This is a genomic window from Micromonospora sp. HNM0581 (assembly GCF_012726175.1).
Lineage (GTDB): Bacteria > Actinomycetota > Actinomycetes > Mycobacteriales > Micromonosporaceae > Micromonospora.
The window spans coordinates 1-25,925 of the sequence record NZ_JAASAD010000022.1 but is presented as its reverse complement, the minus strand read 5'-3'; the positions used below and the strand labels follow the sequence as shown (position 1 = coordinate 25,925).

Here is a 25,925-nt window from a genome sequence, read left to right as displayed (position 1 = left end):
TGCCCGTGAGCACGCCGAACCGGGTGTACATCGCCCGACTCGCCGGAGTCGCCGTCTTCGACCCGAACGGCGACCAGGTGGGTCGGGTACGCGACGCGGTGGCCCGACTGCGCGTGAGCCAACGGCCGCCCGAGGTCGTCGGTCTGGTCGCCGAGATGCCGATGCGTCGACGGATCTTCCTCTCCATCAACCGGATCACCTCGATCGACGCTGACGCCGTCGTGCTGGGCAGCGGCACGTTGAACCTGCGACGGTTCGAGAAGCGCCCGAACGAGCTGCTGGTCCTCCAGGAACTGCTGGACCGCCGGGTGCAGGTCGCACCGGAGAGCCGGGCGGCCTCGGTGGTCGACGTGGCGATGGAGTGCAGCCGTGTCGGCGAGTGGTCGCTGACCCGGGTCGCGGTCCGCGAGCAGACCGGCCGGTTGGCTCGCCGGGGGCACCTGCACCAGGTCGAGTGGAATCAGGTACGTGGGCTCAGTGGTGTGGCGGAGACCCGGGGTACCGCCAACCTGCTCGCCGTCCTGGAGGACATGCGTCCGGCGGATCTGGCCAACGCCCTACAGGACCTACCCGACGGCCGGCGTAACGAGGTCGCAGCGGCTCTGGACGATCAACGGCTTGCCGACGTGCTCAGTGAGCTACCCGAGCACGACCAGGTGGAGATTCTTGCCGCGCTGGACCGCGAGCGGGCCGCCGACATCCTGGAGGAGATGGACCCGGACGACGCCGCCGACCTGCTCGGCGAGCTACCGCCGCCGGAACAGGACGTCCTGCTCGATCTGATGGAGCCCGACGAGGCCGACTCGGTGCGACAGTTGTTGAAGTACACGCCGGGTACCGCGGGCAGTGTGATGACTTCCGAGCCGGTCATTCTGCCCCCGGACGCGACGGTGGCGGAGGCGCTGGCCCGGATCAGGGAGCCCCAGCTATCTCCGGCGGTGGCCGCACAGGTGTTCGTGGCCCGGGCGCCGATGGCCACACCCACCGGACGCTACCTGGGCATGGTGCACTTCCAGCGGCTGCTCCGCGAACCTCCCGCCGATCTGCTCGGCGGGGTGGTGGTCAACGACATCGATCCGCTGCGCCCCACCACCCCACTGCCGGAGATCACCCGCCGGATGGCCACCTACGATCTGGTGGCCATGCCGGTGATCGACCGGAACAACCGGCTGGTGGGCGCCGTGACCGTCGACGACGTGCTGGATCACTTGCTGCCGCGGGACTGGCGGGACCGGGACGCGGTGCCGAACGGCATGTCGAACGGTGGCACGGCCTCGCCCGTTCCGGATTTAGTGACGGACGGTGGCCATGACTGAGCAACGGCGCGCGGAGCGGCTGGACCTGCCGCGCGAGCCTCGGGGGTTCAAGCTGCCACGAGTGGATCAGGAGACGTTCGGCCGCTGGGCCGAGGGAATCGCGCGTGGCATGGGCACGGCGAACTTCATCGTCTACATGACGCTGGTGATCAGCGCATGGTTCCTGTGGAACACTCTCGCCCCGGCGGGAATGCGCTTCGACCCGTACACCTTCACCTTCCTCACCCTGGTGCTCTCCATCCAGGCCTCGTACGCGGCACCTTTGATCCTGCTGGCGCAGAACCGTCAGGCCGACCGGGACCGGGTGGGGATGGAGGAGGACCGGCGCCGGGCGACCATGCAGAAGGCCGACACGGAGTACCTGGCCCGGGAGATCGCGGCGCTGCGGATCGCGCTCGGCGAGGTGGCCACCCGCGATTTCGTCCGCTCTGAGCTGACCCGACTCGCCGAGGAGATGGACGAGGCAGCACAGCGGCGGCAGCGGCTGGAGCGCCGGCACCGGGACGACCAGCCCGCGCGTGCCAGTGTCGACGGGCTGGATGAGCCCCGCGACGAAGTCGACGGCGACCAGCCGGGTGACGGTCGTCACGACACTGCGTCCTCCCGCCACCCGTAGAGCTGATCGTCTCGCTCACAACGCCGTTGCCGACACCGTCGGCGCCCGGGTACCGACGTAGCATTGCGGGCATGTCAGCTCCCGTCAGCACCGTCAACGACGCCGTCATGGCCGCCCTGGCCACCGTCAACGACCCGGAGATCCGCCGGCCGATCACCGAACTCGGCATGGTGCGTTCCGCCGAGGTCGGCGGGGACGGTGTCGTGCGGGTCGAGTTGCTGCTGACCGTGGCCGGTTGCCCGCTCAAGGACAAGCTGCGAACGGACATCACCGCAGCCGTTGGCGCGGTCACCGGCGTCACCGGGGTCGAGATCGAGTTCGGTGTGATGAGCCCCGAGCAGCGTCAGGAACTCCAGTCGAAGCTGCGCGGCGGCGGGGCGACCGAGGAGCCGGTGATCCCGTTCGCCCAGCCCGGCTCCCGCACCCGGGTGTACGCCGTGGCGAGTGGCAAAGGCGGCGTCGGCAAGTCCAGCGTGACGGTCAACCTGGCCGCCGCACTGGCTGCCCGGGGCCTGTCCGTCGGTGTGGTGGACGCCGACATCTACGGGCACTCGGTGCCACGGATGCTCGGTGCGGACGGCCGCCCCACTCGGGTCGAAGACATGATCATGCCGCCGCAGGCACACGGAGTGAAGGTCATCTCGATCGGGATGTTCACCGCCGGCAACGCCGCCGTGGTCTGGCGCGGCCCGATGCTGCACCGCGCGCTTCAGCAGTTCCTCGCCGACGTCTACTGGGGCGATCTCGATGTCCTCCTGCTCGACCTGCCCCCGGGCACCGGCGACGTGGCGATCTCCCTGGCCCAGCTGCTGCCGAACGCCGAGATCCTGGTGGTCACCACCCCTCAGGCCGCTGCGGCGGAGGTGGCCGAACGGGCCGGAGCGATCGCCCTGCAGACCCACCAGCGGGTGGTCGGTGTGATCGAGAACATGTCCTGGCTGGAGCTGCCCGACGGTTCCCGGATGGAGATCTTCGGAGCTGGCGGCGGTCGGACCGTGGCGGATTCACTCACCCAGACGATCGGCGCGCAGGTGCCGCTGCTGGGTCAGGTGCCGCTGGACACCCGGGTACGGGAGGCGGGCGACGAGGGCAATCCGATCGTCGTCACCGAACCGGACTCCCCTGCGGCGAAGGCGCTCGGACAGGTGGCTGACCGGCTCGCGCTGCGCCGTGAGTCCCTGCTCGGTAAGCCGCTCGGCCTCAAGCCGAGCGGGCGCTGAGCCGTAGGGGTGGGACGCCGGCCGGCGGCCGTGCCGGCAGTCAGGTGACGTCGTCGTAGTCGACGATGCGGGGAGCCGGTGCCGGGTTGGTGGGGCCTTGCGGGGCGGGGTCGGGCCGGCGCGGATCGGCGACCTTCGCGACGTCCCTGAGCTCGTCGTGCACGCCGGTGACATCCGCCCGAAGGCCGTCGTAGACACCCTGGAGCGGTTTCCGGATCGCCTGCTCGTCCTCCTCGCTGATCAGGTGCTTGCGGATGAACGCCTTGGGGTGCAGGTCCTCCAGCTGGATGTCGGTCCCCAGTTCCTTGCTCAGGTCGGTGGTGGCGCTGCGGGCCATGTTGCGCAGGTTGCGCACCATCCGCAGCCCGTCACTTATCACCACCGGCAACCGGTCGCCGAAGATCAGCAGCGCCAGCAGCAGCAGCGCTCCGACCTCCCACACGTTCAGGTTCTCGAACACTCTCGGCCCCTTCCCCGGCTACCGCAGCCAGAGTACGCACGTCAGTGCCGCTGCCAGAAGCGGGTGAGAGGTCACTTCGCGTCCGCAGCGAGGGTGACCGAGGCGTTCTGCCGGGTCGATCCACGGCGGTACTCGACGGTCACCACCGAGCCGGGCGCGTACTTGCGCACCAGAGCGATCAGATCGGTCGGCTCGGTCATCGGTCGGCCGTTGAGCTTGAGTATCACGTCACCGGCGCGCAGTCCGGCGCCAGCGGCCGGACCCGACGCCTCGACGGTCGCGAGGCGTACCCCGGCACCGTTGGTGTTTGAACCGGGCCCGCCGACCTGGGCGCCGATAACCGTGCGACGGGCCTTTCCGGTGCCGATGATGTCCTGGGTGATCCGTTTCGCCTGGTTGATCGGGATGGCGAAGGCAAGACCGATGTTTCCTGCCTCCTGGCCCTCGGCCACCAGAGACTTGATCGTGGAGTTGACCCCGATCACCCGCCCCGCCGCATCGACCAGCGGGCCGCCCGAGTTTCCGTGGTTGACCGCAGCGTCGGTCTGGATAGCGGCGTAGTAGCGCGTCGGCCCGCCCGGCTCGCCGGCATGCATCGTCCGGTCCAGGGCGCTGACGATGCCCGCGGTGACCGTGTTCGCCAGTGACAGAGGAGAGCCCATCGCCAACACCGGGTCGCCGACGGCCAGGGCGTCGGAGTCACCGAACTCGACCGGGCGTAACCCGGTGCGCGAGACCTTGATCACTGCGATGTCGGACTCCGCGTCCTGCCCTACCACCGTCGCGGCGGCCGAGCTGCCGTCGTTGAAGATGACCGACGCCTTCCCGGTGCCGCCGGCCACCACGTGGTCGTTCGTGATCACATGTCCGTCGGCGCTGGCGATGAACCCCGACCCCTCACTGGTGCCTCCGAGACCGGCGACCCGCACGGTGACGACGCTCGGCAGTACTCGTTCGGCGACACCCGCCAGCGACTCCGGTGGGCGTTGGGCGAGCGTGGGTGCCGCACCGGGGACAGCACCCAGTACCGTCCCGCCGGCACCACCCCGAATCGCGAACGCGTAGCCGAGCGCACCACCGAGGGCCCCGGCGAGCAGGGCCGTCACCAGCGAGATGAGCAGCAACTGCTGAAGTTTGGGCCGGCCCGCCGCATCGGGATCGACGACCGGCTCCGGCTCGCTGCCGGCCACCGGGGCCACGGGCAGCACCACCGCCGCCGGTGCGAGCGGATCCCGCCACGGATCGGCGAGCGCGTCTGACCACCACGGCGACGCGGCACCGCCGCTGTCCTGCGATGTCGCCGGCCCACCGGCTGGCGGATGCCCGGTCGCCGACTGCCCGGCCGGTGTTCCGCTCGCACCGGGCTGGCGCCAGTTCCAGCCGTCGGTCACTCGGTGCCCTCCCACTCCCGTCCCCGGCATCCTCGCGTCCGCGGTCCGAGGCGGGCGACGGATACCGCTTCCAGGATTGCACGGATACGCGGTACGGGGTCAGCGGTTGTCACCGCGGGTGGATGCCCGGATGCGCTCAGAGCTGGCCGCCTCTAGAGTCACAGTGCCCAACAGCCCTGCGCATCATGCTCGTCGCCCGGAGGTGCCCCATCGCCACGGTCGCCGGTTCCGGCAGTTCGACGAACCCGGCCCTGCAGTTCGCCGAGTCCTACGTCACCGAGGACCCCGTCCTGCGGACCGCCCGCAGCCTTGCCCGTGAGGTAGGCCTGGACGCGGTCACCGCAGGCGCTGGTGCCGCGTTGCGCCTGCTCGCCGCTGCCGGGAGTGCCCGTGCGGTGGTCGAGATCGGCACCGGCACCGGTGTCAGCGGGGTGTGGCTGCTACGCGGTATGCGGGCCGACGGGGTGCTCACCACCATCGACGTGGAGGTCGAGCATCAACGGATCGCCCGACGCATCTTCGCCGAGGCCGGTTTCGTCGCCGGGCGGACCCGGATCATCACCGGCCGGGCGCTTGACGTTCTGCCCCGGCTCGCCGACGGTGCGTACGACCTGGTTTTCGTCGACGCCGAGGTGACCGGCTTCACCGCCTGCGTGGACGCGGCGTTGCGACTGCTGAGGCCGGGTGGGGTGCTCGTGCTCAACGGAGCGCTGGCGGGCGGCCGGATCGGCGACCCGGCCGCCCGTGACATGGAGACGGTGATGGTGCGCGAGACGGTGAAGGCCATCCGTGAGTCGGAGCACTGGATTCCAGCACTGTTGCCGGTCGGTCACGGGCTGCTGGCTGCGGTGCGCTGCTGACTCGGCACTCGCACCGACCGGCGGGCGTAGGAAGCCGACCAACCCGTGGGCCGGCCCGGCTCAGTCCAGCGCCGCCAGCCAGCGCAGCAGCCCGCGTACGCCCCAGCCGGTCGCGCCGCGGGTCAGCTCCGCGTCGTCGCGGTCGCACCAGGAGGGTGCGGACATGTCGATGTGCAGCCAGCGGTCGGCCAGGTCGCCGGTGAACTCCCGTAGGTAGAGCGCGGCCAGCACCGATCCGCCGCCCTGCGTGGGCGCGCTGTACAGGTCGGCCAGGTCGCTGCCGAGGTGCTCGACGTAGTCGGTGGGCAACGGCATCCGCCAGGCCGACTCGCCCGCTGACCTGATCGCCGCCAGCAGATCCTCGGCGAGCTGGTCGTTGTCGCTGTAGAGCGCCCCGGTGCGGGTGCCGAGCGCCACCGCGTTGGCACCGGTCAGCGTGGCCAGGTCGACGAGCAGGTCAGGGTTGAGTTCCGCGACGGCGTACGCCAGTGCGTCGGCGAGCACCAACCGGCCCTCGGCGTCCGAGTTCGTCGTCTCGCTGGTCAGGCCGCCGTAGTGCCGGACGATGTCGCCGGGTCGGAATGCGGCCCCACTGACCATGTTCTCGGCCAGCGGGGCTAGCGTGGTCACCCGGACCGGCAGGCCCAACGCGGCGGCGCCGAGGGTGGCCGCCACGACGGCGGCGGCGCCGGCCATGTCCTTGCGCATCAGCTTCATCGCCGGAACCGGCTTGATCGAGATGCCGCCGGTGTCGAAGGTGATGCCCTTGCCCACCAGGACCACGTGGGTGCGGGCATCTGCGGGATGCCAGTCCAGTTCGACCAGGCGTGGGCCACTTGCCGAGCCGCCTCCGACGGCGAGGATGCCGCCGAAGCCCTCGGCGGCCAGTTGTGCAGGCTCGCGGACCCGCAGCGTGACCCCGGGCAGGTCGGCAACGGCCTCGGCGACCTGACCGGCGAACCACCGTGGGTTCTTCACCGACGCGGGCATGTTGGTCAGGTCCCGGGCCAGTCTGGTCATCCGGGCGGTGATCCGCGCCACGTTCACTGCCTGCTCGTACGCCTCGGGGTCGGTGACCGCCAGGTCGACGTCGGTGAGCGTGGGCGGGTCGGTCTGCGCACCGAGCCGGAACCGGTACGAGCCCAGCAGCAGCCCTTCGATCAGGCCCCGCACCGCTGCCGGTGCGACCCCCACCGGCAGGGCTATTGTGACATGAGTCTCACTTTTCACGGCACGGACCAGCGCTGCGCCACTCGTCCGCCAGGCCGCCTCGTCCGCCCCGCCGATCCCGAGCAGCAGCAGCCGACGTGGGACACCACCGGGCCGCACCTGCGTGTGCACGTCACCGGCCCGACCCCGCGACCGAGCCGCCGGGATCAGCACCGCCACCTCGTCGGCGATCCCGTCAGGGAGGGCCACCGCAGTCGGCACCGACTCGGCCCACGCGTCGTCGGCGGCGCCGGGCCGCACGGGCAGGATCAGAGTGTCGAGCCGTTCCGGCTCGGCGGTCAGACGGATGGCGAGCACGCGGAGCCGTACCTCCTGCAGACGGACGCGCGGTGGATCGGTCGCGCGAAGGCGTGACGGCTCTGAGCCACCGGTGAACCGATGGCCCAGAGCCAGGAACCAGACGAACTACCCGCGGCGGCGAGGGTCGCCGACGCAACGACCTCACTCAGCCGGCGGCCGCCTTCAGCGCGTCACCGAGAGCAGTCGCCTCGTCGGGAGTCATCTCGACGACGAGCCGGCCACCACCCTCCAGCGGGACCCGCATGACGATGCCCCGGCCCTCCTTGGTGACTTCCAGCGGACCGTCGCCCGTCCGCGGCTTCATCGCCGCCATGTTGTCTCCCCTCAGACCTACACCAGGGTCGGTGGGTTGCCCCACAGCCACTTCGCCATGACCACCCGCAACTTGCACGTGGGTGTCGACCGACGATTTTCCCTGATGAACACCTCCGGACCCAAACCGAAGCAGCATTGATGTAACAGCATCTAGCTTATCCTTAGAAGGCCTGTCACAATGTGCGGTCATGCAGGCACGGTCGGCACTCTTCGACCTGTACGGCGACCACCTCCGGCCACGAGGTGGGCGCGCACCCGTTGCCGCGCTGGTCAAGCTACTGGCGCCGCTGGGGATCGCGCCACCGGCCGTACGCACGGCGGTCTCCCGGATGGTGCGTCAGAACTGGCTCGAACCGATCAAGTTGACCTCCGGACCCGGATATTCGATCACAGCGAAGGCCGCCCGGAGGCTGGACGAGGCCGCTTCCCGGATCTACCGCACCGGTCGGGTCACCTGGGACGGCCGCTTCGACCTGCTGGTACTCGACGCGCCGAGCGCACGTCGGGACCGCCAGCGTCTGGCCGCCAACCTCCGGTACCTCGGCTACGGCACGTTGGACGAGCAGACCTGGGTGGCCACCCGCCCAGCCGAGGACGTCGACCTGCTGCTCAGCGAGGCGGGCGTACGCTTCGAACGGTTCAGCGCCGCGCACACCGCCGGCACGCCGGGCGCGATGGGCCTGGTCCGCCGGGCCTGGGACCTCGCCGAGATCGGCCAGGCGTACGAAGACTTCGTCACCGAACAGCGGACGCTGCTGACCGGCGTCACCGCGCGCAGCGGCGACGAGGAGTCGTACGCCGCCCGGTTCCGGCTGGTGCACGCGTGGCGTACGTTCCTGTTCCGGGATCCGCAGCTGCCACCGGCGCTGCTACCCGAACGCTGGCCCGGCATCGCCGCAGCCAGCTTCTTCGACCGCCACGCGGCCCGGCTCCGGCCGGCCGCCGACCGGTACGTCGAGCAGTGCCTCGACGGTGGACACCGGTTAGCCCGACAGAAGGGTCGCCAGACGTGACCGAGCCACTGCTCGTCGACCGCACCGACGCCGTCGTCACCCTCACCCTGAACCGCCCGAACGCGATGAACTCGCTCGACGTGGCGCTCAAGGAAGCGCTGCGGGACACTCTGGCCGAGCTGGAGTCCGACCGTGACTGCCGGGCCGTGGTGCTGACCGGGGCCGGCACGTCGTTCTGTGCCGGGCAGGATCTCCGGGAGCACGTCGACACCCTCCAGACAGGCGACGGCAAGCCGCTGGACACCGTCCGGGCGCACTACAACCCGATCGCCGCCCGGCTGGCCAGCCTGCCGAAGCCGGTGGTGGCCGCCGTCCGGGGTATGGCAGCCGGGGCCGGGGCCTCGCTGGCCTTCCTGGCCGACATCCGTATCGGTGGACCATCCACCAGCTTCCTGATGGCGTTCGCCAAGGTCGGGCTGGCCGCCGACACCGGCGCCTCGTGGACGTTGCCCCGGCTCGTCGGCCACGCCAAGGCCGTCGAACTACTGATGCTGGCCGAGCCGGTGCGCGCCGAGCAGGCCCGGCAGCTCGGCCTGCTCACCCGGATGACCGACGACGACGAGCAGGTACTGCCCACCGCGCAGGAGTTGGCCGCCCGGCTCGCCACCGGACCGACAGTCGCCTACGGGGCGATCAAACGTCAACTCTCGGTGGCCGATGCCGGTACCCTGGCCGACGCGCTGGCCGCCGAGGCGCAGGCACAGGCCATCTGCGGCGCCACCACGGACCACCGCGCCGCCACCATGGCCTTCGTCAACAAGCAGAAGCCGGCCTTCGAGGGCCGTTGAGCCGGCCCCCTGGCCGACCGGCGGGACCGTCAGTCGTCCTCTTCCGGATCCTGGTTCGCCTCCGCGCCCAGCACGAACGCCTGCATGGCCAGCTCGTCGCCGGCGGGTGAGACGAAGGCCGGCAACTCCCGGGGACCGAGTTCCTGCACGTACGCCCAGAACAACCGGACCGCCTCCGCCGGCGAGTCGGCCTCGATCGGCAGGTCCAGGCTGACCAGCCAGGTGCGGCGCTGCGGTGCCGGGCCGAGTCGGTCGACGAGCTCGCGGAAGGTCGCCCGGTCGAGCGCGGTGACCGGCCCAGTGAGCAGCAGCGCGTCGGCCGGCACCGGCTCGTCGAAGGCCCGCCGGGTGTACGCGACCACGAGTGCGTCGGAAACATCGTCGGACTGCGGGTCGTCCGGATCCTCGGGGCGGCGGGCGACGGGGCCGACGACCCGACCCACCGCCACCAGCCGGGGTGGCTCGTCTGCCAGCACCGCCACCTGGTCACCGGGGCGGGGCAAGGCGGGCCCGTCGAGCCCGGTCAGCTCAAGCGTCTCATGGTGGACGAGCCGCTCGGCGTCGTACCGGCCGGCGGGCAGGAGCACCGCCCAGGCGCCCGTGCCGTCCGCCTGGCTCGCCCCGTGCACCCGGTGTGCGGTGTCGGTCGTCATGCCCTTCATCTCATCACGGAGGGCGCGGGGGTCACGACGTGGCAGCCCGCCAGGTGGTCGTCGACCATTCCGGTAGCCTGCATCAGCGCGTAGGCGGTGGTCGGGCCGACGAACCGGAAGCCACGCTTCTTCAGCGCCTTGGCCATGGCCGTGGAGGCGTCGGTGAGCGCCGGTACGGCGGCGGCGGAGTCCGGTCGGGCCCGACCGGGAGGCGGGGCGAATGACCAGAGCAGCTCCGACAGACCGGCCGGGAGTTCCTGGGCGGCTCGGGCGTTCGTGATCGCAGCCTCGATCTTGGCCCGGTTCCGGACGATGCCGGCGTCGGCGAGCAGCCGGGTCACGTCCGCCTCACCGTAGCCGGCCACCGTGTCGATCCGGAACCCGGCGAAGGCCGCCCGGAAAGCCGTCCGCTTACGCAGGATGGTCAGCCAGGACAGCCCGGACTGGAACGCCTCGAGCGTCATCCGCTCGTAGAGGGCGTCGTCACCGTGCAACGGGCGGCCCCACTCGGTGTCGTGGTAGGCCACGTAGTCGGGGGTGCTGACCCCCCATCCGCACCGGACCCGCCCGTCCTCGCCGACAACCAGTCCCGTCACGGCTCCCAGGCTAACGGTTTCCGGATCATCGTCTCGTCAGCGCCTCGCTGACCCGGCGTTCACCTGTCGACCACAGTTCCCGCTCCCGGTCGACATGGCGGACCGGGAGGTGCGTGCGCCGGGCACGAACGGCTCAGGGCAGGCGGCCCTGCTCGACCTGACGGGCGAAGCGTCGCAGGGCCTGGGTGAGGCTGAACTTGGAGCCGGGCCAGAGCAACGGCCAGGCGAACCGCCCGGCCGGGCCACCCGGCAGGTGGAACCACTCGTGCCAGACCACCTGACTGCGGCCACTCTCCAGCGGGGTGCAACGCAGCACACCCGGGCCACGCAACAGCGTGCCGCAATGCACCACCCCGATCTCGTACGGTGCGTCGACCCGGACCACCCGCATCATGTCGCGCAGCGAAGCCGGCCCGACAGTGGTGACCGCCTCGACCAGACTCCCCTCGCCGCCGTCACCCTCAACCACCCGCACCGCGGTGAACGGGATCCACTCGGACTGCCGTTCCCACGCCAGCAACGCCGCGAAGACCTTGTCGGCGGACGCGTTGACGATCACCGTGGCAGTGACCTCACCAGCACCGGGTTGGGCCGCTTCCCGGAGGTCGTCGGTGTCGTCCGCCCCGCTCACGCCGACTCCGATCGGATCGCCGCATCGCGGCCGGCAGTTGCGGTCCCTTCGGCGTCCATCTCAGCGGTCGGAGCCGGCCCGGCGCCGGAGGTGTCTCCGCCGTCGGAGGCGGGCGGACCGGCCGTCCTCCGGTCGCTCGTCGGGGCGTCGGCGGTCGGGGCGTCGGCGGACGACGCCGCTACGAGGTTCACCTTCGCCGCCTGATCTCGGGCCCGCCGGAGCGCATCGGCGTCAGCAGTCCGTCCGTCCCGCAGGGCCGTCACCTCCGCCTCCAGCACCCCGATCAACTCAGCCTTGTACCCGATGTCGTACGCCGCCCGCCGCATCGCCTGATCGACCTGGGCCATCCGGTACCCACGCAGCGCGGTGTCGAAGCGCACCTCGCCGACGTCCGACTCGCGCAGCGGACGGTCACCGGGCAGCGGCACCGCCCGCCCGTCCGCCTCGACCGGGGCCAAGCCGGGATCCCGACCGGTCACCAGCACCGTCACGCCGAACACGACCGCCGCGACGGTGACCGCCACGACCAGCAGGAGCAGAAGCTGACCCATGTGCTGATCGTGGCACGCCGGCGGGGCCGGGGCGACCCCCACCCGGCGCGGCGCACCGGACAGGGCGACCGGATAGCGTCGACGTGCCGGCGGTGTGACCGGTCGACGGCGTACGGCGATGTGGGAGGTGACGTGGCCGGAATGTTGCAGCTCGGGGCTCGGCGGTTCGGGCCCGGCGACCTGGTGGTCATGGCGATCGTGAACCGGACCCCGGACTCGTTCTTCGACCGGGGGGCGACCTTCCAGGCCGACAGTGCGCTGCGGGCGGTGGAACAGGCGGTGGACGAGGGCGCGGAGATCGTCGACATCGGCGGGGTGAAAGCCGGGCCGGGCACCGAGGTCGACGTCGCCGAGGAGATCGGTCGCACGGTGGACATCATCGCCGCGGTACGTGCCGCCTTCCCCGAGGTCGTCATCTCCATCGACACCTGGCGCGCCGAGGTGGCGGTGGAGGCCGTGGCGGCCGGCGCCGACCTGCTCAACGACACCTGGTCGGGGGCGGATCCGGCGCTGGCCCGGGTTGCCGCGCGGACCGGGGTCGGGCTGGTCTGCTCGCACGCGGGCGGTCTCAGCCCGCGGACCAGGCCACATCGTGCGGCCTTCGACGACGTGGTGGCGGATGTGGTCGCGACAGTGACCGGGCTCGCCGACCGGGCGGTCTCGCTGGGCGTACGCCCCGACGGGATCCTCATCGACCCGGCACACGACTTCGGCAAGAACACCCGCCACTCGCTGGAGATCACCCGGCGGTTGGGCGAGCTGACCGCGACGGGTTGGCCGCTGCTGGTGGCCCTGTCGAACAAGGATTTCATCGGTGAGACGTTGGACCTCCCCGTTGCCGAACGGCTGGAAGGGACGCTCGCCGCGACGGCGGTCTCCGCGTGGTTGGGCGCCCGGGTGTTCCGCGCCCACCAGGTCCGTCCCACCCGTCGGGTACTCGACATGGTCGCGGCCGTCCGCGGCGATCGCCCGCCCAGGCTCAGCCGTCGCGGCCTGGCCTGAACGGTGACCGGCTCCGCACCGGTCAGGTCCAGCGGAGGATGTCGCGCCGCCATGCGTAGAGCAGGCCGAGCGCCAGGACACCCACGAAGATCGCCATCTCCACCACGGTGACGAGCCCGAACCCGGGCCGGTCGAAGACCACCGCCCAGGGGAAGAGGAAGACCGCCTCGACCGCGAACAACACGTAGAGGTACGCGTAGACGTAGTAGCGGATCTTCATCTGCGCCCAGTCGCCGCCGACCGGGTCGAGGCCGCACTCGTAGCCGGCGCGCTTGCCGGGTGGATCGGCTGGGCGGGCGGGGCGTAGCACCCGATTGGCGGTGAACGCGACGACGAGGAAGAGCACTCCGGCGAGCAGCAGAAGCCCGAGCGTCGCGTACGAGCCCAGGTAACCGGTCACGGTCGGTCAGCCTACCGCCCCACGCCCCGGGTTGGTCACGTCCTGAGCTTCACCGCGTACCCGCTGCGGGGTCGGCACGGGACGGTCGGGGTGCACCGAGACCGACCCGGCCGGGAGGTGCGGTGATATGGATTACGGCTACCCTGGCGAAACACCGCAAGTAACCGCAAATTCCCTCACGTTCGGATCCCATTCGGCGGACCTCCTGGCAGGACTCGGCCTCGATCCGACGTAGGCTCTCGGTGAGGAAGGACAGGCGGGCCGGACGTTCGCGGACGGCCGGTGCAGCGGCGCGTCAAGGAGGTCCCGTGGCCGGGCAAGGCGAGGTCACCATCCAGTTCAGCCAGCCGCGCCACGGCGCGCGGCGAAGCGAGGTGCGGCCGTGACCAAGCAGGTCCGCCAGCTCGAACGGGTGGTCATCCGGTTCGCCGGTGACTCCGGCGACGGCATGCAGTTGACCGGGGACCGGTTCACCTCGGAGACCGCGCAACTGGGCAACGACATCTCCACGCTGCCCAACTTCCCCGCCGAGATCCGCGCTCCCGCCGGCACCCTGCCCGGCGTGTCGAGTTTCCAGGTGCACTTCGCCGACTACGACATCCTCACCCCGGGCGACGCGCCGAACGTGCTCGTCGCGATGAACCCGGCGGCGCTGAAGGCGAACCTCACCGATCTGCCCCGGGGCGCCGACATCATCGTCAACACCGACGAGTTCACCCGTCGGAACCTGGCCAAGGTCGGCTACGCCAGCAGCCCCCTCGACGACGACACCCTCGACGGGTACGCCGTGCACCCGGTCGCGCTGACGTCCATGACGATCGGGGCGCTGGCCGAGCTGGACGTGTCCAAGAAGGACGCCGAACGGGCCAAGAACATGTTCGCTCTCGGCCTGCTCAGCTGGATGTACTCCCGGCCGCACGAATCGACCCTGCGGTTCCTGGAACGCAAGTTCGCCAAGCGGCCCGAACTGGTCGCGGCGAACGTCGCCGCGTTCAAGGCCGGCTGGAACTTCGGCGAGACCACCGAGGACTTCGCCGTCCGGTACGAAGTGAAACCGGCCAAGATGCCGCCGGGCACCTACCGCAACATCACCGGCAACACGGCGTTGTCGCTCGGCCTCGTCGCTGCGGGTGTCCGCTCCGGCCTGCCGGTCTTTCTCGGCGCCTACCCGATCACGCCGGCCTCGGACATCCTGCACGAGCTGAGCAGGCACAAGCGGCTCGGTGTCACCACCATGCAGGCCGAGGACGAGATCGCCGCGATCGGTGCGGCGTTGGGCGCTTCGTACGGCGGTGCGCTCGGCATCACCACCACCAGCGGCCCGGGCGTGGCACTCAAGGGCGAAACCATCTCCCTGGCCGTGGCCCTGGAACTGCCGCTGGTGATCGTGGACGTGCAGCGGGCCGGACCGTCGACCGGTATGCCTACCAAGACCGAGCAGGCCGACCTGAACATGGCGCTGTTCGGTCGGCACGGCGAGGCACCGGTGGCGGTGATCGCTCCCAAGTCACCGTCCGACTGCTTCCACGCCGCCCTGGAGGCGGCACGCATCGCTCTCACCTACCGCACCCCGGTCATCCTGCTGTCGGACAACTACGTCGCCAACGGCTCCGAGCCGTGGCTGCTACCCGAGGTCGACTCCCTGCCCGACCTCCGGGTCGAGTTCGCCACCACGCCGAACGGCGAGGACGGCACCACCTTCCTGCCCTACCTGCGCGATCCGCAGACCCTGGCCCGGCCGTGGGCGGTACCGGGCACCCCCGGTCTCGAACACCGCATCGGCGGCCTAGAGAAGGCCGACAGGACCGGCGACATCTCGTACGATCCGGCGAACCACGACTTCATGGTGCGGACCCGAGCGGCCCGCATCGAGACCATCCCGGTGCCCGACGTGGAGGTGGAGGACCCGGACGGCGACGCCCGGGTGCTGGTGCTCGGTTGGGGCTCCACGTACGGCCCGATCGGTGCCGCCTGCCGTGCCCTGCGCCAGCGCGGCCTCCCTGTCGCGCAGGCACACCTGCGGCACCTCGCCCCGATGCCGGCCAACCTCGGTGCGGTACTGCGCTCCTACGATCGGGTGGTCATCCCTGAGATGAACCTCGGCCAGCTGGCCCACGTGATCCGGGGTCGCTACCTGGTCGACGCCATCGGCTACAACCAGGTCCGCGGTCTGCCGTTCACCGCCGCCGAGCTGGAGACGATGCTGGAAGAGGTCCTGAAGAATGTCTGAGCCCGTCGCCCTCAAACTCACCGCCAAGGACTTCAAGTCCGACCAGGAGGTGCGCTGGTGCCCCGGCTGCGGCGACTACGCGATCCTCGCCGCCGTCCAGCAGTTCATGCCGGAGCTGAACATCCCCCGGGAGAACATCGTCTTCGTCTCCGGGATCGGCTGCTCGTCGCGTTTCCCGTACTACATGAACACCTACGGGATGCACTCGATCCATGGGCGTGCGCCGGCGATCGCCACCGGGCTGTCGGTCTCCCGGCCAGACCTGTCGGTGTGGGTGGTGACCGGTGACGGCGATGCTCTCTCCATCGGCGGCAACCACCTGATCCACGCGCTTCGCCGCAACGTCGACCTGAAGATCCTGCTGTTCAACAACCAGATCTACGGGCTGACCAAGGGGCAGTACTCCCCCACCTCCGAGGTAGGCAAGATCACGAAGTCGACGCCTGCCGGTTCGGCCGACGCGCCGTTCAACCCGCTGTCGTTGGCGCTCGGCGCGGAAGCCACCTTCGTCGGCCGGACGATCGACTCCGACCGCAAGCACCTGCAGTCGGTGCTACGCGCCGCCGCTGAACACTCCGGCTCCGCCTTCGTCGAGATCTACCAGAACTGCAACATCTTCAACGACGGTGCGTTCGAGCAACTCAAGGAGCCGAGCACCCGCGACGACCACCTGATCCGGCTGGAACACGGCCAACCAATCACGTTCGGCAAGGACGGGCAGTTCTGCGTCGTACACCCACCCGGCGGCTTCGGCCTCGAGGTACGCGAAACAGCCTCCACCCCAGCCGAGGAGATCGTCGTCCACGACGCCACGGTCGACGACCCCGCGTACGCGTTCGCGCTGTCCCGACTGCCCGGCTTCGACCTGCGGAACACTCCGATCGGCGTGTTCCGCTCCGTGTGCCGGCCGTCGTACGACAGCGTGGTGCAGGGGCAGCTGGCCGACGCCAAGGCGACCGTCAGCGAGACCCCGGAGCAGCAGTTGGCCGGGCTGTTGAACGGTGGCGACACCTGGACCATCGTCGGCTGAGCCGTTCCGGCTACCACGACGACCGGGCCGTTCCCTTCGGGGCGGCCCGGTCGGCCGGTTCTCAGGGCAGGGTGTTGGCGCTGGGACGGTCGTCGCGTACGTGCACGAGCATGTCCCCGGTCTCGATGACCGCACCTGCCCGGTCAGCCAGGGTGACCACCTTGCCGCGCCGGACCAACGCGATGACGAGCGTGTCCAACTCGCGAGGCGACTTGCCGACCTCACTCCGCTCGGCGGAGCGCATCGCCAGCGCCATGCCCTGCCCAGGGGTGAGCAGATCCTCCACCACGTCGATCAAGGGTGGGGCCGACGTCGACAGGCCCAACAGCCGGCCGGCCGTGGCCGAGGACACGATCACGTGGTGGGCCCCGCTCTGCTTCAGCAGTGGGGCGTTCTCCGCCTCCCGGGCCGCCGCGATGATCCGTACCTGGCCGGCGGTGAGCTGGCGTACGGTCAGCGCCACGAGTACCGACGCGTCGTCACTGTCGGTCGCGATGATCACCGCCTTGGCGGTGCGCACATGTGCCTGGTTGAGCACGGACGATCGGGTCGCCGAACCCTCGATGGCGACAAGTCCGTTCGACGTGGCCTGGCGCAGGGCCGGGCCGGCCCGCTCCACCACCACGATCCGGGACTTGTCCAGCCCGTTCTCCATCAGGGCGGAGATGGCGCTGCGCCCCTTGGTGCCGTAGCCGCAGATGATGACGTGGTCCTTCACTTTTCTCTCCCACCGGTGCAGGCGACGGCCGGTCCGATACTGCTCGGTCAGGACCTCGAGCGTGGTACCAACCAGAATGATCAGGAACAGCACCCGGGCCGGGGTGACGAACACGATGTTGACCAGTCGGGCCTGCTGGGTCATCGGCACGATGTCGCCGTAGCCGGTGGTCGACAGGGAGACGACCGCGTAGTAGAAGCAGTCCAGCAGCGTCAGACCATCGCCGTTGTTGTCGCGGTACTGCTCCCGTTCGAGGTAGACCACCGCCACCACGGCGAGCACCAGCCCGATCGCGGCGGCCAGCCGCAGGCTCAACGCGCTGAGCGGACCCCGCCGCTGCGCCGGAAAGTGAATCACCGGAGGTCCTGCCCCGCTTCTCTCGCCTGCACGTCCACAACATAGCCGCTGATCCGCGAGCCGCACGGCGGGGTGGCGTCAATGGACACGGTACGGCGAGCGGGGCGGCGGACGGGCATGATGGGACGGTCGAGGCAGGAACGGCGAGAGTGAGGCCGGCATGTCGTTGCTCAGACGGGTGATCGGCGCGGTGCTGCGCCGCGAGCGCCAGCGCCAGCGTCGTACCCTCCGGGAGGTCGCCCACGCCGCCGGCGTCTCCGTGCCATACCTGTCCGAGGTGGAACGCGGGCGCAAGGAGGCGTCCTCCGAGGTGCTCGCGGCAATCTGTCGAGCACTCGGTCTACACCTGTCGGACCTGTTGGAGGAGGTCCGCGACGAGCTTCGGCGGGTGGAACGCCGGCTGCCCACCACCGGCCCCGGTCATGTTCCCGTCGCCCGTACCGGCGATTGGTCGGCCACGCCAACCAGCGGCGTCAGCGACGGCTCTGCACACCCCGTCGCCTTCGGCTTCGGCTCTGATCTGACCGCCGAGCCGGCTGGCAACGGTCCAACCGTCCGCGACTGGTCACCCACCGGCAGGGCGCGTTGGCGATGCGTCCGAAGGGCTTCGATCGCCGGCGGTGTCGTCGGCAGTCGTCAGGCTGGCGACGCAGTGGGACTCCGTCATCCCCAGGCCCTGATGTCGCAAAGAAATGATCATGTCACTCTGACGTCGCGCTGAGGTCGTGCCGCGGCGGGCCGGGACGGTCCCGAGCCGGCGAGCCGGGCGGCCGTTCTGCCGTGGGCGGATCTGCCCGGGGCAGAACGGCTAGGTGGGTACGGGCAGTGACCGACAAGCTGGAGCTGCCGGTCCCCGGGCGCCAGACGTCGCCGCCGGCAGGTGGAGGACGATCATGATCAGGATGCTCGACGACAGCCAGCGTGGCTTCGGTGACCAGGTGTACGACCGGTTGCTGCGGGAGCGAATCGTCTTCCTGGGCAGCGAGGTCAACGACGAGATCGCCAACCGGATCTGCGCCCAGATCCTGCTGCTCGCCGCCGAGGACTCCGAGCGGGACATCACCCTCTACATCAACTCACCCGGTGGCTCGGTGAGCGCCGGTATGGCGGTCTACGACACCATGCGCTTCGTCCGCAACGATGTGGCGACGTTAGCCCTCGGGCTCGCCGGCTCGATGGGTCAGTTCCTGCTCTGCGCCGGGGCAGCGGGCAAGCGTTACGTGCTCCCACACACCCGGATCCTGATGCACCAGCCCTCGGGCGGCATGGGCGGTACCGCCTCCGACATCACCATCCAGGCCGAGAACATGCTGCACGTCAAACGGACGATGCAGGAGTTGATCGCCCATCACAGTGGTCGCACACTGGCCGAGATTCAGCGCGACTGGGACCGGGACCGCTGGTTCACCGCCGCAGAGGCCCGGGACTACGGCCTCGTCGACCAGGTCGTCACGACCGCCAATCAACTACCCTGACAGCTCCGCAGACGTACGACAGACTCCCGTCTGATCGCCCTCGTACCGGAGGCCTCGTGACAAACGTACGTTCCGCTCACGGGTCGACCACCACCGGCGGAGAGCCGGCGGTACGACCACCGGTCGGCCGGCTCCTCGCGCTACTGCTCCCGGCCACGGCGGCGATGTACGCCCTGTTCAACGGAATATCGGCGGTGATCCTTCCGGCCCAGGTGGAGGCGGTGGACCCGGCGTCGAAGGTCGGCAACCTAGCTCTGCTCACCACCCTCGCTGCCGTGGCGTCGATGGTGGCCATTCCGGCCGGCGGCGCAGTCTCCGACCGCACCCGCTCCCGGTACGGGCGCCGGACACCGTGGATCGCCGCGGCTGCTGTGGTCTCGGCCGTCTGCTGCATCCTCATGGGGCTCGCCGACAGTCTGCCGGGGCTGATGGTGACCACAGTGGCGCTGTGGTTCGCGGCGAACTTCTACTCGGGCGCCATTTCGGCGATCCTGCCGGACCGCGTTCCCGAGGACCGCCGCGGCCTCGCGTCGGCGGTCATCGGTATGGGGACACCGGTCGGTGTCGTCTTCGGTGTCCAGGTGGCCAGTCGGGTCAACCAGCTGTCCGCCTACGCCGTCATCGCCGCGGCTCTGGTGGTCACCACCGCGCTGCTGCTGGTCGGCGCACGCGAGGGATCAGCGCGCAACCTGCCGACAGCGGCACGAAGGCGGGAAGGTGGGCGGCAATGGTTCCGGTCGTTCTTCGCCGCCTTCGGCACCCCGGACTTCCGGTTGGCATTCGCCAGCCGCTTCATGCTTTTCGCGGCCTACTTCGTGGTCAGTGGCTACACCTTCTACACGCTGCAGGACTACATCGGCACCGCCAACGTGCCGGACGCCGACGTCGGGTCGGCCGTGAGCACCCTGCTGACGTTGAGCATCGTGGTCTGGGTGGTGGTCGCCAATCTCGCGGGGTGGGTCGCCGACCGGTTGGACCGCCGAAAGCTCTTCGTCGGGGTCAGTGCCCTCGGTGTCGCCGCCTCGATGATGATTCCCCTTGCGATGCCCACCTGGACCGGGATGCTCGTCTACTCCGTGTGCCTGGGAGCCTCGATCGGCACCTACTTCGCCATCGACCTGGCAGTGATGTCCCTGGTGCTGCCGGACGCCGGAAGTGAGGGCCGTGACCTCGGCATCCTGCAGGTGGCCACCGGCCTGCCCCAGCTGCTCTCGGGCGCGGTGGCCGGCGCGGTGATCACCTGGCTCGGTGGCTACCCGGCGCTTTTCGTGTTCGGCTCGCTGAGCGCAGTGGTCGCGGGCCTGCTCATGCTCGGCATCCGTGGCATCCGTTGACCCGTCGTGCACACCCTGTCCGGCTCAGGTACGACAACGGTGCGTTCAGAGACGTCGTCGCATCCGTCGGGCCGTAGTCACCGCACTCCCGAGTGCTAGCATCCGTGAGGTGGGAGGAGTTTCGTACCGCTTCGACGGATTCGAGCTTGACACCTCCCGTTACGAGCTCCGACGAGCCGGTGCACGTATCCCGCTGGAGCCCCGGGCGTTCGACGTACTCCACTACCTGATCTCACACCGCGATCGAGTCGTGTCCAAAGAGGAACTTCTCGACTCGGTGTGGGGCGATCGCTTCGTCAGCGAGGCGGCGGTCACCACGGTGCTCCGGAGCATCCGTCTGGCGATCGGCGACGCCGGTAGACAACAGCGGCTCATCCGCACCGCCTACCGCCGCGGCTACCAGTTCGTCGGGACGCTCACGCAGCCCGCCGACACGGTGCCGCCGGGAGCAGGCAGTGAGCCCCACCTACCTGACCGGCTGGCCGCACCTTCGGGTCTGGGGTTCGCAGGCCGCAAGCACGAACGCGCCGTACTGGCGGATGTGTGGAAGGAAGTGACAGCGCTACGCCAGCGGCGGGTGGTGCTGCTGAGCGGCGAGGCAGGAATCGGCAAGACAGCGTTGTGCTCAATCTTCGCGGCCTCGGCGCACCGCGACGCGGTGGTGCTCTACGGACGTTGTGACGAGGAGTTGTCGATCCCGTACCAGCCCTGGCGGGAAGTGCTGGCGAGCCTCGCCCAGGTCTTCCCCGACATCTTCGACGGTCGCGACGACTCGCTCGCACCGCTGCAGGGTGGTGCCGGCGCGATGGACCTGGAATCGGACTCGGCGCGGTACGCGCTCTACTGCTCGGTGATCGACGTACTGGACGCCGTCTCGCAGCGCGGCAGGCCGACGATCCTCGTGCTCGACGACCTGCACTGGGCGGACGTGCAGACGCTTGCTCTCCTGCGACACCTCGTCGAGCGTGCCCTGGCGACGCCGGCGCTGGTGATCGCGACCTTCCGGGAGCCCGACGTCGACGACTCGCATCCGTTGAATGGCCTGCTGTCGGCGTCGCATCGCGAGCCGGGCACGACCCGGTTGACGTTGCAGGGTCTCGATGACAGCGAAGTACTCGGCCTCCTGGAGACCGTCGCCGGCCACGAGATGGATGACGACGGACTTACGCTACGCGACGCGTTACGTGCCGAGACGGAAGGCAACCCGTTCTTCATCACCGAGATCCTCCGCCATCTCGCCGAGACCGGCGCCATCACCCAGCAGGACGACGGCCGGTGGTCGACACCGTCCTACCCGCAGGCCCGAGGTCTGCCCGTCAGCGTGCGCGAGGTGGTGGGTCGCCGCGTCCAACGGCTCGGGGCCGACACCCGCAAGGCGCTCGACACCGCGTCGGTCATCGGTCGGGACTTCGAACTCGGCCTACTCGCGGAGCTGCTCGGTGAAGATCCGTTTCACACCTACGAACGCCTCGCTCCGGCGGTGGACAACGCACTCGTCACCGATACCGCCGGGCGGTTCGCGTTCACCCACGCCATCGTCGCCCGCACGCTGTACACGGAGCTGAACCCGACCGCCCGTGCGTTCGTCCACCAGGCGGTCGCGGTGGCGCTGGAACGCCTCGCCGACGACTCAGGCGAGCGGGCCGGCGAGATCGCCTACCACTGGATCCACGCCGTCCCCCCACACAATCGAACCAAAGCCGCCTTCTACACCCAGCAGGCTGGCGACCACGCGTTGTCCCACCTCGCGCCCGACGAGGCAGTCACCTGGTACAACCAGACCCTCGATCTCCTTCCCGTCGGCCACACCAGGCAGCGGTGTGAAACCCTCACCGGCCTGGGAACCGCCCAGCGGCAGGTCGGCGACCCCGCCCACCGCAGGACACTGCTGGAGGCCGCCCGACTCGCCATCGACCTGCACCATGACGACCTGCTCGTCCGGGCGGCGCTCGCCAACAACCGCGGCGATGTCAGTCAGTTCGGCGCCATCGACGACGAACGAGTCCAGACCCTGCGGCAGGCGATCGCAGCAGAGCCCCGTACGGCCGACAGTGCGCTGCTCCACGCGATCCTCGCCATCGAAGTCCACGCCGGCCCCGAGGAGCAGGTCGAGGAAGCTGCCACCCGCGCACTGGACCTCGCCCGCGAGGCGGGCGAGGACCACATCCTCGCGCACGTCGTGCGTCTCGCCGAAAGCGCACTGCGTACCCTGGACGCGCTCGACCGCCGTGAGCAGCTGCTGCGCGAAGGTGTCGCCGCCGCGGACCGTGCCGGCGACGCGCGCCTGCGCGGCATGCTTTCGATGTCCCACCACGAAATCGCCCTCGAACGTGGTGATCGCGACACGATGGACCGGGAAAAGCACATCCGGAACTCGTTCGCCGAACGCAGCCCGGAGCCCTTCGTCCGCTGGACCAACGCCCAGACACTGTCGATCCACTTCTTCCTGGACGGCGACCTCGAAGCCGCTGACGCCGCCGCACACGACGCCTTCCAGGTCGGTGTCGCGACCGGACAGCCAGAGGCGTACTTCGGCTATGCCGGCCAGCTCTTCCAGATCCGCCGGGCCCAGGACCGCCTCGCCGAGGTGGCCGAGGCCCTGGAGCGGCTCCTCGCAGAGAACCCCACGTTGCAGGTCTTCCGAGCCGCCCTCGCCTACGTGTGGTGCGAACTCGGCCGCGAACAGGATGCCCGGACGCTCACCGACTCCCCCGATGTCTCGCCCGGCGGCGCGCCCCAATTCTGGTCGACGACCCTGCTGCTGTGGGCCGAGGTCTGTCACAAACTGACCCTTCCCACCCTGGCCGCCCGGCTCGTGCCGATCCTCGATCGTTGGCGGGAACAGGTCGCCAGCACGGGCGCCACCACAGAAGGTTCCATCGCCTACGGTCTCGGTCTCGCGCTCGCGGCCCTCGACCGCACCGCCGATGCCGCCGCTGCCTACGAACTCGCCCTCACCGTCAACCGCCGGCTCCGTGCACCGCTGTTCGTTGCCCGAACCCAACTCGCCTATGCCGAACTGCTCGCCGACTCCGACCCCGATCAGGCTCGCGCTCACGCGACCGATGCCAAGGCGACCACCGAACGGTTCGGCTTCGCGCTCATCAACCGTCGTACCGCGCACCTACTCGAACACCTTCCGTGAACCGCGCGGCCCGGCAGGCCCTCCCGCGCCGAAGTGCTTCCCGCCGGAGGCACGTCGTTCGGCCCGCCACTGCTCCCGGCATCACACGCCCAAGCGAAACGCCTCGACGTGCCGATGACGGGCAGGTACCCGCAACGCGCGCAGACTGCGCTCGGCAGTGGCCGCCATCGCGGCCGGGCCGCACAGGTAGACGTCGCGCTCGGCGATGTCCGGCACCAGACCACGCAGGTTCTCCGGGCTGAACGGCTGGCTGCCCTCGGTGGTACGCCCGGTCAGCAGATGCAACCGGGCGCCCCGAGACTGCGCCAAATCTCGCAGCTCACCGATCAGCACCGCGTCCCCGGGCGTCCGTGCGCGGTAGAGGAACGCGGACACTGGGCCATCTAGATCCTGCACCACATCCGCGACACCACCTCCGCCGAAGACGCCAGCCGCCTGCGCACCGGCAACGCACCCCGCGTCATGGCCACCCTGCGCAACACCGCGATCAGCCTGCTCCGCCTGGCCGGCATCACCACCTGCGAAAGCCCTACGCCGCACAGCCCCGGAGGGTCATTCAAAACTCGGTGCGGTGGTTCTGAAGATCTCTAGGGCGGTGACGGTGCGTAGTACGTCGGGGAAATCGGTCATGATCTGGTGGTAGCCGGTCTTGAGGATCTTCCAGTTCTTCGGGTGGCTGATGGCGCGTTCGACGGCGGCGGGAGTCGGTTGACGCTGTAGTTGTAGGCCTTCTGCGTGGCGGTCAGCTCTCCACCGGGTGGTTTCCTGTGCGGGGTGGTCGGGCCGGTGCCTTGGTGGCCGCCGTCGCCGATCATGCCTGGTCCGCCAGGTGCGAGGTGGTCTGCCCAGCGTTGCGTGATGCCGGAGATGTGGAACGCCGCGGCGTCGTGGCGGGCGCCGTCGACCGGATCGCCGACGTCGGCGACGCGGCCGTCGAGGTTGGCGATGACCTGGACGTTCTGTCCGCACACGTGTTTCTTGCCGGAGAACAGGCCGTGGTAGGCCTCGCGTTCGTCGACCGGGGCGACGAACCCGTCGACCGGGACGCCTTCGCGGCGGGTCTGCTCCAGTCGCTGGTTGACCTCGGGGCGGGTGACCCAGCGCAGGACCGGCTGCAGGATCTGGTGGGAGCGGGTGATCGTGGCCTGTGAGCAGCCGAACACCTCGGCCACGGTCTCGTCGGGCTGGTTGTGCCGGAGTCCAAACAGCACCGCGATCACGGTCGTGGGCAGCGGCAACACGTGCGGACGCCCGACCGGCGGCTTCTCCCACTCATCGCCGGCGATCTCGCGGACCCGGCCGATCAGGCAGCGAGCCGGTCGGTCGGGAGTCCTGTCATACTTTCACAGCGCAGCGGCTGGCCCTCGATCAACTTCCACACAAAGCTGATCTACAGGATCCCGGCCGCTACGTCAACTCCGGACAGTCGACCCGGGTCGCGGCCACCCACGAACCTCACCCACCGCGACATCCAGGAGTGTCGACTTAGTTTTGAATGGCCCTCCGGGTCCTTCGGCACGGCGAGGGTGGCCGAGCGCTGTGCGGCAAGGCATTCGGCCTGCTCGACGACGGCCCGGCGCCGGCTGTCCGAAAGCTTCTGCCCGAGCCGGACGGCGACCGTCAACTTCGCGCCGGACTTGTGGGGACGTCATTCTGCCCAAGATCGAGTGTACGGACATGCCGCGATCCCGGCGCGTTCGGCGCTCGTGCATCGAGCCAACGTCCGATGCCCCGGCCGCTCGGCCGGGGCATCCTTGATCGTCTACTCGAACGCGAAGCTGGCTTCCACGATCAGCGATCGACCGGTCAGGTTGCGCGTTTGCAGTTCTGTGACGTGCCCCCGGCGGGTCCCGTCGAACATGGGAACGGATCGATGGTGTTGCCATTGTGTCGGTGACCTGGCCGATCGATGCGGGTAGGCCGTGACTGGAACAGCACCAGGATCGCGAACAGCAGGATCAGGAAGGCGCGGAGTGGCGTCACCGCGCGTTGCGCCGTCAACATACTCGACTATCGCGGAACCTGTTGTAGCCGCGCAGCCAGACGTTGTAGCCGCCGACCTTGGCGTGACCGAACCCGATGCCCTGCTTCTGCTTGCCGTAGACCCGGCGCAGCATCGAGTCGATGTCCACAAAGCACAGGGTGTCCGCGCCGGCCAGGATCGGTGTCCGGCCGGCGAGGCCGACCAGAGTGTCGCGGGCGGCGGCCTGCAACTGCCGTACATGGCCGTGGGTGAAGGTGCGCAGGAACGAACCGAGCGTCGAGGGCGCGTACACGCCGGTGAACAGTGACCG

The 25,925-nt window shown here is 69.7% G+C and carries 25 protein-coding genes and 1 pseudogene; 13 read left to right on the top strand and 13 right to left on the bottom strand.

Features of this window, described 5'->3' with window-relative positions; translation table 11 throughout:
* Positions 1–5 precede the first annotated feature (5 nt).
* The 3 genes from HCA58_RS20785 to HCA58_RS20775 all read left to right on the top strand — a co-directional run bounded on the left by HCA58_RS20785 (position 6) and on the right by HCA58_RS20775 (position 3,152).
* Positions 6–1,316 carry a CBS domain-containing protein gene (locus tag HCA58_RS20785; RefSeq protein WP_169599513.1) on the top strand — a complete coding sequence of 437 codons (1,311 nt, stop codon included), beginning with the start codon at positions 6–8 and terminating at the stop codon, positions 1,314–1,316.
* Complete coding sequence (locus HCA58_RS20780; RefSeq protein WP_169599512.1) at positions 1,309–1,932, top strand: DUF1003 domain-containing protein; 624 nt, start codon at positions 1,309–1,311, stop codon at positions 1,930–1,932. Before HCA58_RS20785 ends, HCA58_RS20780 begins: the two co-directional genes overlap by 8 nt.
* A gap of 71 nt (positions 1,933–2,003) precedes the next feature.
* On the top strand, positions 2,004–3,152 hold the full coding sequence (locus HCA58_RS20775) for a P-loop NTPase (protein WP_169599511.1): 1,149 nt from the start codon (positions 2,004–2,006) through the stop codon (positions 3,150–3,152).
* Between the two features lie 40 nt (positions 3,153–3,192).
* Here the strand turns inward: HCA58_RS20775 and HCA58_RS20770 are convergent, their stop codons facing one another.
* Both HCA58_RS20770 and HCA58_RS20765 read right to left on the bottom strand, forming a co-directional pair.
* Positions 3,193–3,612, bottom strand: coding sequence for a preprotein translocase subunit TatB (locus HCA58_RS20770; RefSeq protein ID WP_169599510.1), 420 nt, complete (start codon positions 3,610–3,612; stop codon positions 3,193–3,195).
* Between the two features lie 71 nt (positions 3,613–3,683).
* A complete protein-coding gene (locus HCA58_RS20765; protein WP_346776063.1) occupies positions 3,684–5,018 on the bottom strand; it encodes a trypsin-like peptidase domain-containing protein in 1,335 nt (444 codons plus the stop codon).
* Positions 5,019–5,188: 170 nt separating this feature from the next.
* Between HCA58_RS20765 and HCA58_RS20760 the strand changes: the two genes are divergently transcribed.
* Positions 5,189–5,863, top strand: coding sequence for an O-methyltransferase (locus HCA58_RS20760; protein WP_240956534.1), 675 nt, complete (start codon positions 5,189–5,191; stop codon positions 5,861–5,863).
* 60 nt (positions 5,864–5,923) lie between these two features.
* On the opposite strand, the gene HCA58_RS20755 is transcribed toward HCA58_RS20760, so the two are convergent.
* On the bottom strand, positions 5,924–7,390 hold the full coding sequence (locus HCA58_RS20755; RefSeq protein ID WP_169599508.1) for a leucyl aminopeptidase family protein: 1,467 nt from the start codon (positions 7,388–7,390) through the stop codon (positions 5,924–5,926).
* A 148-nt stretch (positions 7,391–7,538) separates the two neighbouring features.
* Complete coding sequence (locus tag HCA58_RS20750; protein WP_013283866.1) at positions 7,539–7,706, bottom strand: DUF3117 domain-containing protein; 168 nt, start codon at positions 7,704–7,706, stop codon at positions 7,539–7,541.
* 190 nt (positions 7,707–7,896) lie between these two features.
* Here HCA58_RS20750 and HCA58_RS20745 point away from each other — a divergent pair, with 190 nt between their 5' ends.
* Complete coding sequence (locus HCA58_RS20745) at positions 7,897–8,721, top strand: PaaX family transcriptional regulator C-terminal domain-containing protein (protein ID WP_169599507.1); 825 nt, start codon at positions 7,897–7,899, stop codon at positions 8,719–8,721.
* Positions 8,718–9,509, top strand: coding sequence for an enoyl-CoA hydratase-related protein (locus tag HCA58_RS20740; RefSeq protein WP_169599506.1), 792 nt, complete (start codon positions 8,718–8,720; stop codon positions 9,507–9,509). Before HCA58_RS20745 ends, HCA58_RS20740 begins: the two co-directional genes overlap by 4 nt.
* A gap of 29 nt (positions 9,510–9,538) precedes the next feature.
* Here HCA58_RS20740 and HCA58_RS20735 read toward each other — a convergent pair whose 3' ends face one another.
* From HCA58_RS20735 to HCA58_RS23690, 4 genes are all read right to left on the bottom strand, one after another.
* Positions 9,539–10,162: a hypothetical protein gene (locus HCA58_RS20735; protein WP_169599505.1), complete on the bottom strand. Its 624-nt coding sequence runs from the start codon at positions 10,160–10,162 to the stop codon at positions 9,539–9,541.
* A gap of 5 nt (positions 10,163–10,167) precedes the next feature.
* Entirely contained in the window at positions 10,168–10,758 is a 591-nt protein-coding gene (locus tag HCA58_RS20730; RefSeq protein WP_169599504.1) for a DNA-3-methyladenine glycosylase I, read from the bottom strand.
* A gap of 133 nt (positions 10,759–10,891) precedes the next feature.
* Entirely contained in the window at positions 10,892–11,389 is a 498-nt protein-coding gene (locus HCA58_RS20725; RefSeq protein ID WP_169599503.1) for an SRPBCC family protein, read from the bottom strand.
* On the bottom strand, positions 11,386–11,940 hold the full coding sequence (locus tag HCA58_RS23690) for a DivIVA domain-containing protein (protein WP_240956533.1): 555 nt from the start codon (positions 11,938–11,940) through the stop codon (positions 11,386–11,388). Before HCA58_RS23690 ends, HCA58_RS20725 begins: the two co-directional genes overlap by 4 nt.
* Positions 11,941–12,072: 132 nt before the next feature.
* On the opposite strand from HCA58_RS23690, the gene folP reads away from it, so the two are divergent.
* Positions 12,073–12,942, top strand: coding sequence for a dihydropteroate synthase (gene folP, locus HCA58_RS20715; RefSeq protein ID WP_169599502.1), 870 nt, complete (start codon positions 12,073–12,075; stop codon positions 12,940–12,942).
* A gap of 22 nt (positions 12,943–12,964) precedes the next feature.
* On the opposite strand, the gene ndhC is transcribed toward folP, so the two are convergent.
* Positions 12,965–13,342, bottom strand: a complete 378-nt coding sequence (ndhC, locus tag HCA58_RS20710) for an NADH-quinone oxidoreductase subunit A (RefSeq protein WP_169599501.1) — start codon at positions 13,340–13,342, stop codon at positions 12,965–12,967.
* A gap of 382 nt (positions 13,343–13,724) precedes the next feature.
* Here ndhC and HCA58_RS20705 point away from each other — a divergent pair, with 382 nt between their 5' ends.
* Both HCA58_RS20705 and HCA58_RS20700 read left to right on the top strand, forming a co-directional pair.
* A complete protein-coding gene (locus tag HCA58_RS20705; protein WP_169599500.1) occupies positions 13,725–15,572 on the top strand; it encodes a 2-oxoacid:acceptor oxidoreductase subunit alpha in 1,848 nt (615 codons plus the stop codon).
* The gene (locus HCA58_RS20700; protein ID WP_169599499.1) at positions 15,565–16,602 is read left to right on the top strand and encodes a 2-oxoacid:ferredoxin oxidoreductase subunit beta; all 1,038 of its coding nucleotides are present in this window, start codon (positions 15,565–15,567) and stop codon (positions 16,600–16,602) included. The genes HCA58_RS20705 and HCA58_RS20700 overlap by 8 nt, the downstream gene beginning before the upstream one ends.
* 61 nt (positions 16,603–16,663) lie before the next feature.
* Here the strand turns inward: HCA58_RS20700 and HCA58_RS20695 are convergent, their stop codons facing one another.
* Complete coding sequence (locus HCA58_RS20695) at positions 16,664–17,677, bottom strand: potassium channel family protein (protein ID WP_169599498.1); 1,014 nt, start codon at positions 17,675–17,677, stop codon at positions 16,664–16,666.
* A 160-nt stretch (positions 17,678–17,837) separates the two neighbouring features.
* Here HCA58_RS20695 and HCA58_RS20690 point away from each other — a divergent pair, with 160 nt between their 5' ends.
* From HCA58_RS20690 to HCA58_RS20675, 4 genes are all read left to right on the top strand, one after another.
* Complete coding sequence (locus HCA58_RS20690; protein WP_169599497.1) at positions 17,838–18,398, top strand: helix-turn-helix transcriptional regulator; 561 nt, start codon at positions 17,838–17,840, stop codon at positions 18,396–18,398.
* Between the two features lie 172 nt (positions 18,399–18,570).
* Complete coding sequence (locus tag HCA58_RS20685) at positions 18,571–19,152, top strand: ATP-dependent Clp protease proteolytic subunit (protein WP_169599496.1); 582 nt, start codon at positions 18,571–18,573, stop codon at positions 19,150–19,152.
* 56 nt (positions 19,153–19,208) lie between these two features.
* A complete protein-coding gene (locus HCA58_RS20680; RefSeq protein WP_205809253.1) occupies positions 19,209–20,486 on the top strand; it encodes an MFS transporter in 1,278 nt (425 codons plus the stop codon).
* A 109-nt stretch (positions 20,487–20,595) separates the two neighbouring features.
* Entirely contained in the window at positions 20,596–23,631 is a 3,036-nt protein-coding gene (locus tag HCA58_RS20675) for an AAA family ATPase (protein ID WP_205809251.1), read from the top strand.
* 81 nt (positions 23,632–23,712) lie between these two features.
* On the opposite strand, the gene HCA58_RS20670 is transcribed toward HCA58_RS20675, so the two are convergent.
* From HCA58_RS20670 to HCA58_RS20660, 3 genes and pseudogenes are all read right to left on the bottom strand, one after another.
* Entirely contained in the window at positions 23,713–24,006 is a 294-nt protein-coding gene (locus HCA58_RS20670; protein WP_169599494.1) for a hypothetical protein, read from the bottom strand.
* Positions 24,007–24,257: 251 nt separating this feature from the next.
* Positions 24,258–24,842: a transposase family protein gene (locus tag HCA58_RS20665; protein WP_346776062.1), complete on the bottom strand. Its 585-nt coding sequence runs from the start codon at positions 24,840–24,842 to the stop codon at positions 24,258–24,260.
* A gap of 786 nt (positions 24,843–25,628) precedes the next feature.
* Positions 25,629–25,925 (bottom strand): annotated as a pseudogene (locus tag HCA58_RS20660) (IS1380 family transposase); the annotation flags it as partial.

Bases quoted from the DNA above. Each gene is read 5' to 3' on its own strand.
- HCA58_RS20780 (WP_169599512.1), top strand. From the start codon at position 1,309: ATGACTGAGCAACGGCGCGCGGAGCGGCTGGACCTGCCGCGCGAGCCT.
- HCA58_RS20775 (WP_169599511.1), top strand. From the start codon at position 2,004: ATGTCAGCTCCCGTCAGCACCGTCAACGACGCCGTCATGGCCGCCCTG.
- HCA58_RS20760 (WP_240956534.1), top strand. From the start codon at position 5,189: ATGCTCGTCGCCCGGAGGTGCCCCATCGCCACGGTCGCCGGTTCCGGC.
- HCA58_RS20750 (WP_013283866.1), bottom strand. From the start codon at position 7,706: ATGGCGGCGATGAAGCCGCGGACGGGCGACGGTCCGCTGGAAGTCACC.
- HCA58_RS20745 (WP_169599507.1), top strand. From the start codon at position 7,897: ATGCAGGCACGGTCGGCACTCTTCGACCTGTACGGCGACCACCTCCGG.
- HCA58_RS20735 (WP_169599505.1), bottom strand. From the start codon at position 10,162: ATGACGACCGACACCGCACACCGGGTGCACGGGGCGAGCCAGGCGGAC.
- HCA58_RS23690 (WP_240956533.1), bottom strand. From the start codon at position 11,940: ATGGGTCAGCTTCTGCTCCTGCTGGTCGTGGCGGTCACCGTCGCGGCG.
- HCA58_RS20700 (WP_169599499.1), top strand. From the start codon at position 15,565: ATGTCTGAGCCCGTCGCCCTCAAACTCACCGCCAAGGACTTCAAGTCC.
- HCA58_RS20690 (WP_169599497.1), top strand. From the start codon at position 17,838: ATGTCGTTGCTCAGACGGGTGATCGGCGCGGTGCTGCGCCGCGAGCGC.
- HCA58_RS20685 (WP_169599496.1), top strand. From the start codon at position 18,571: ATGATCAGGATGCTCGACGACAGCCAGCGTGGCTTCGGTGACCAGGTG.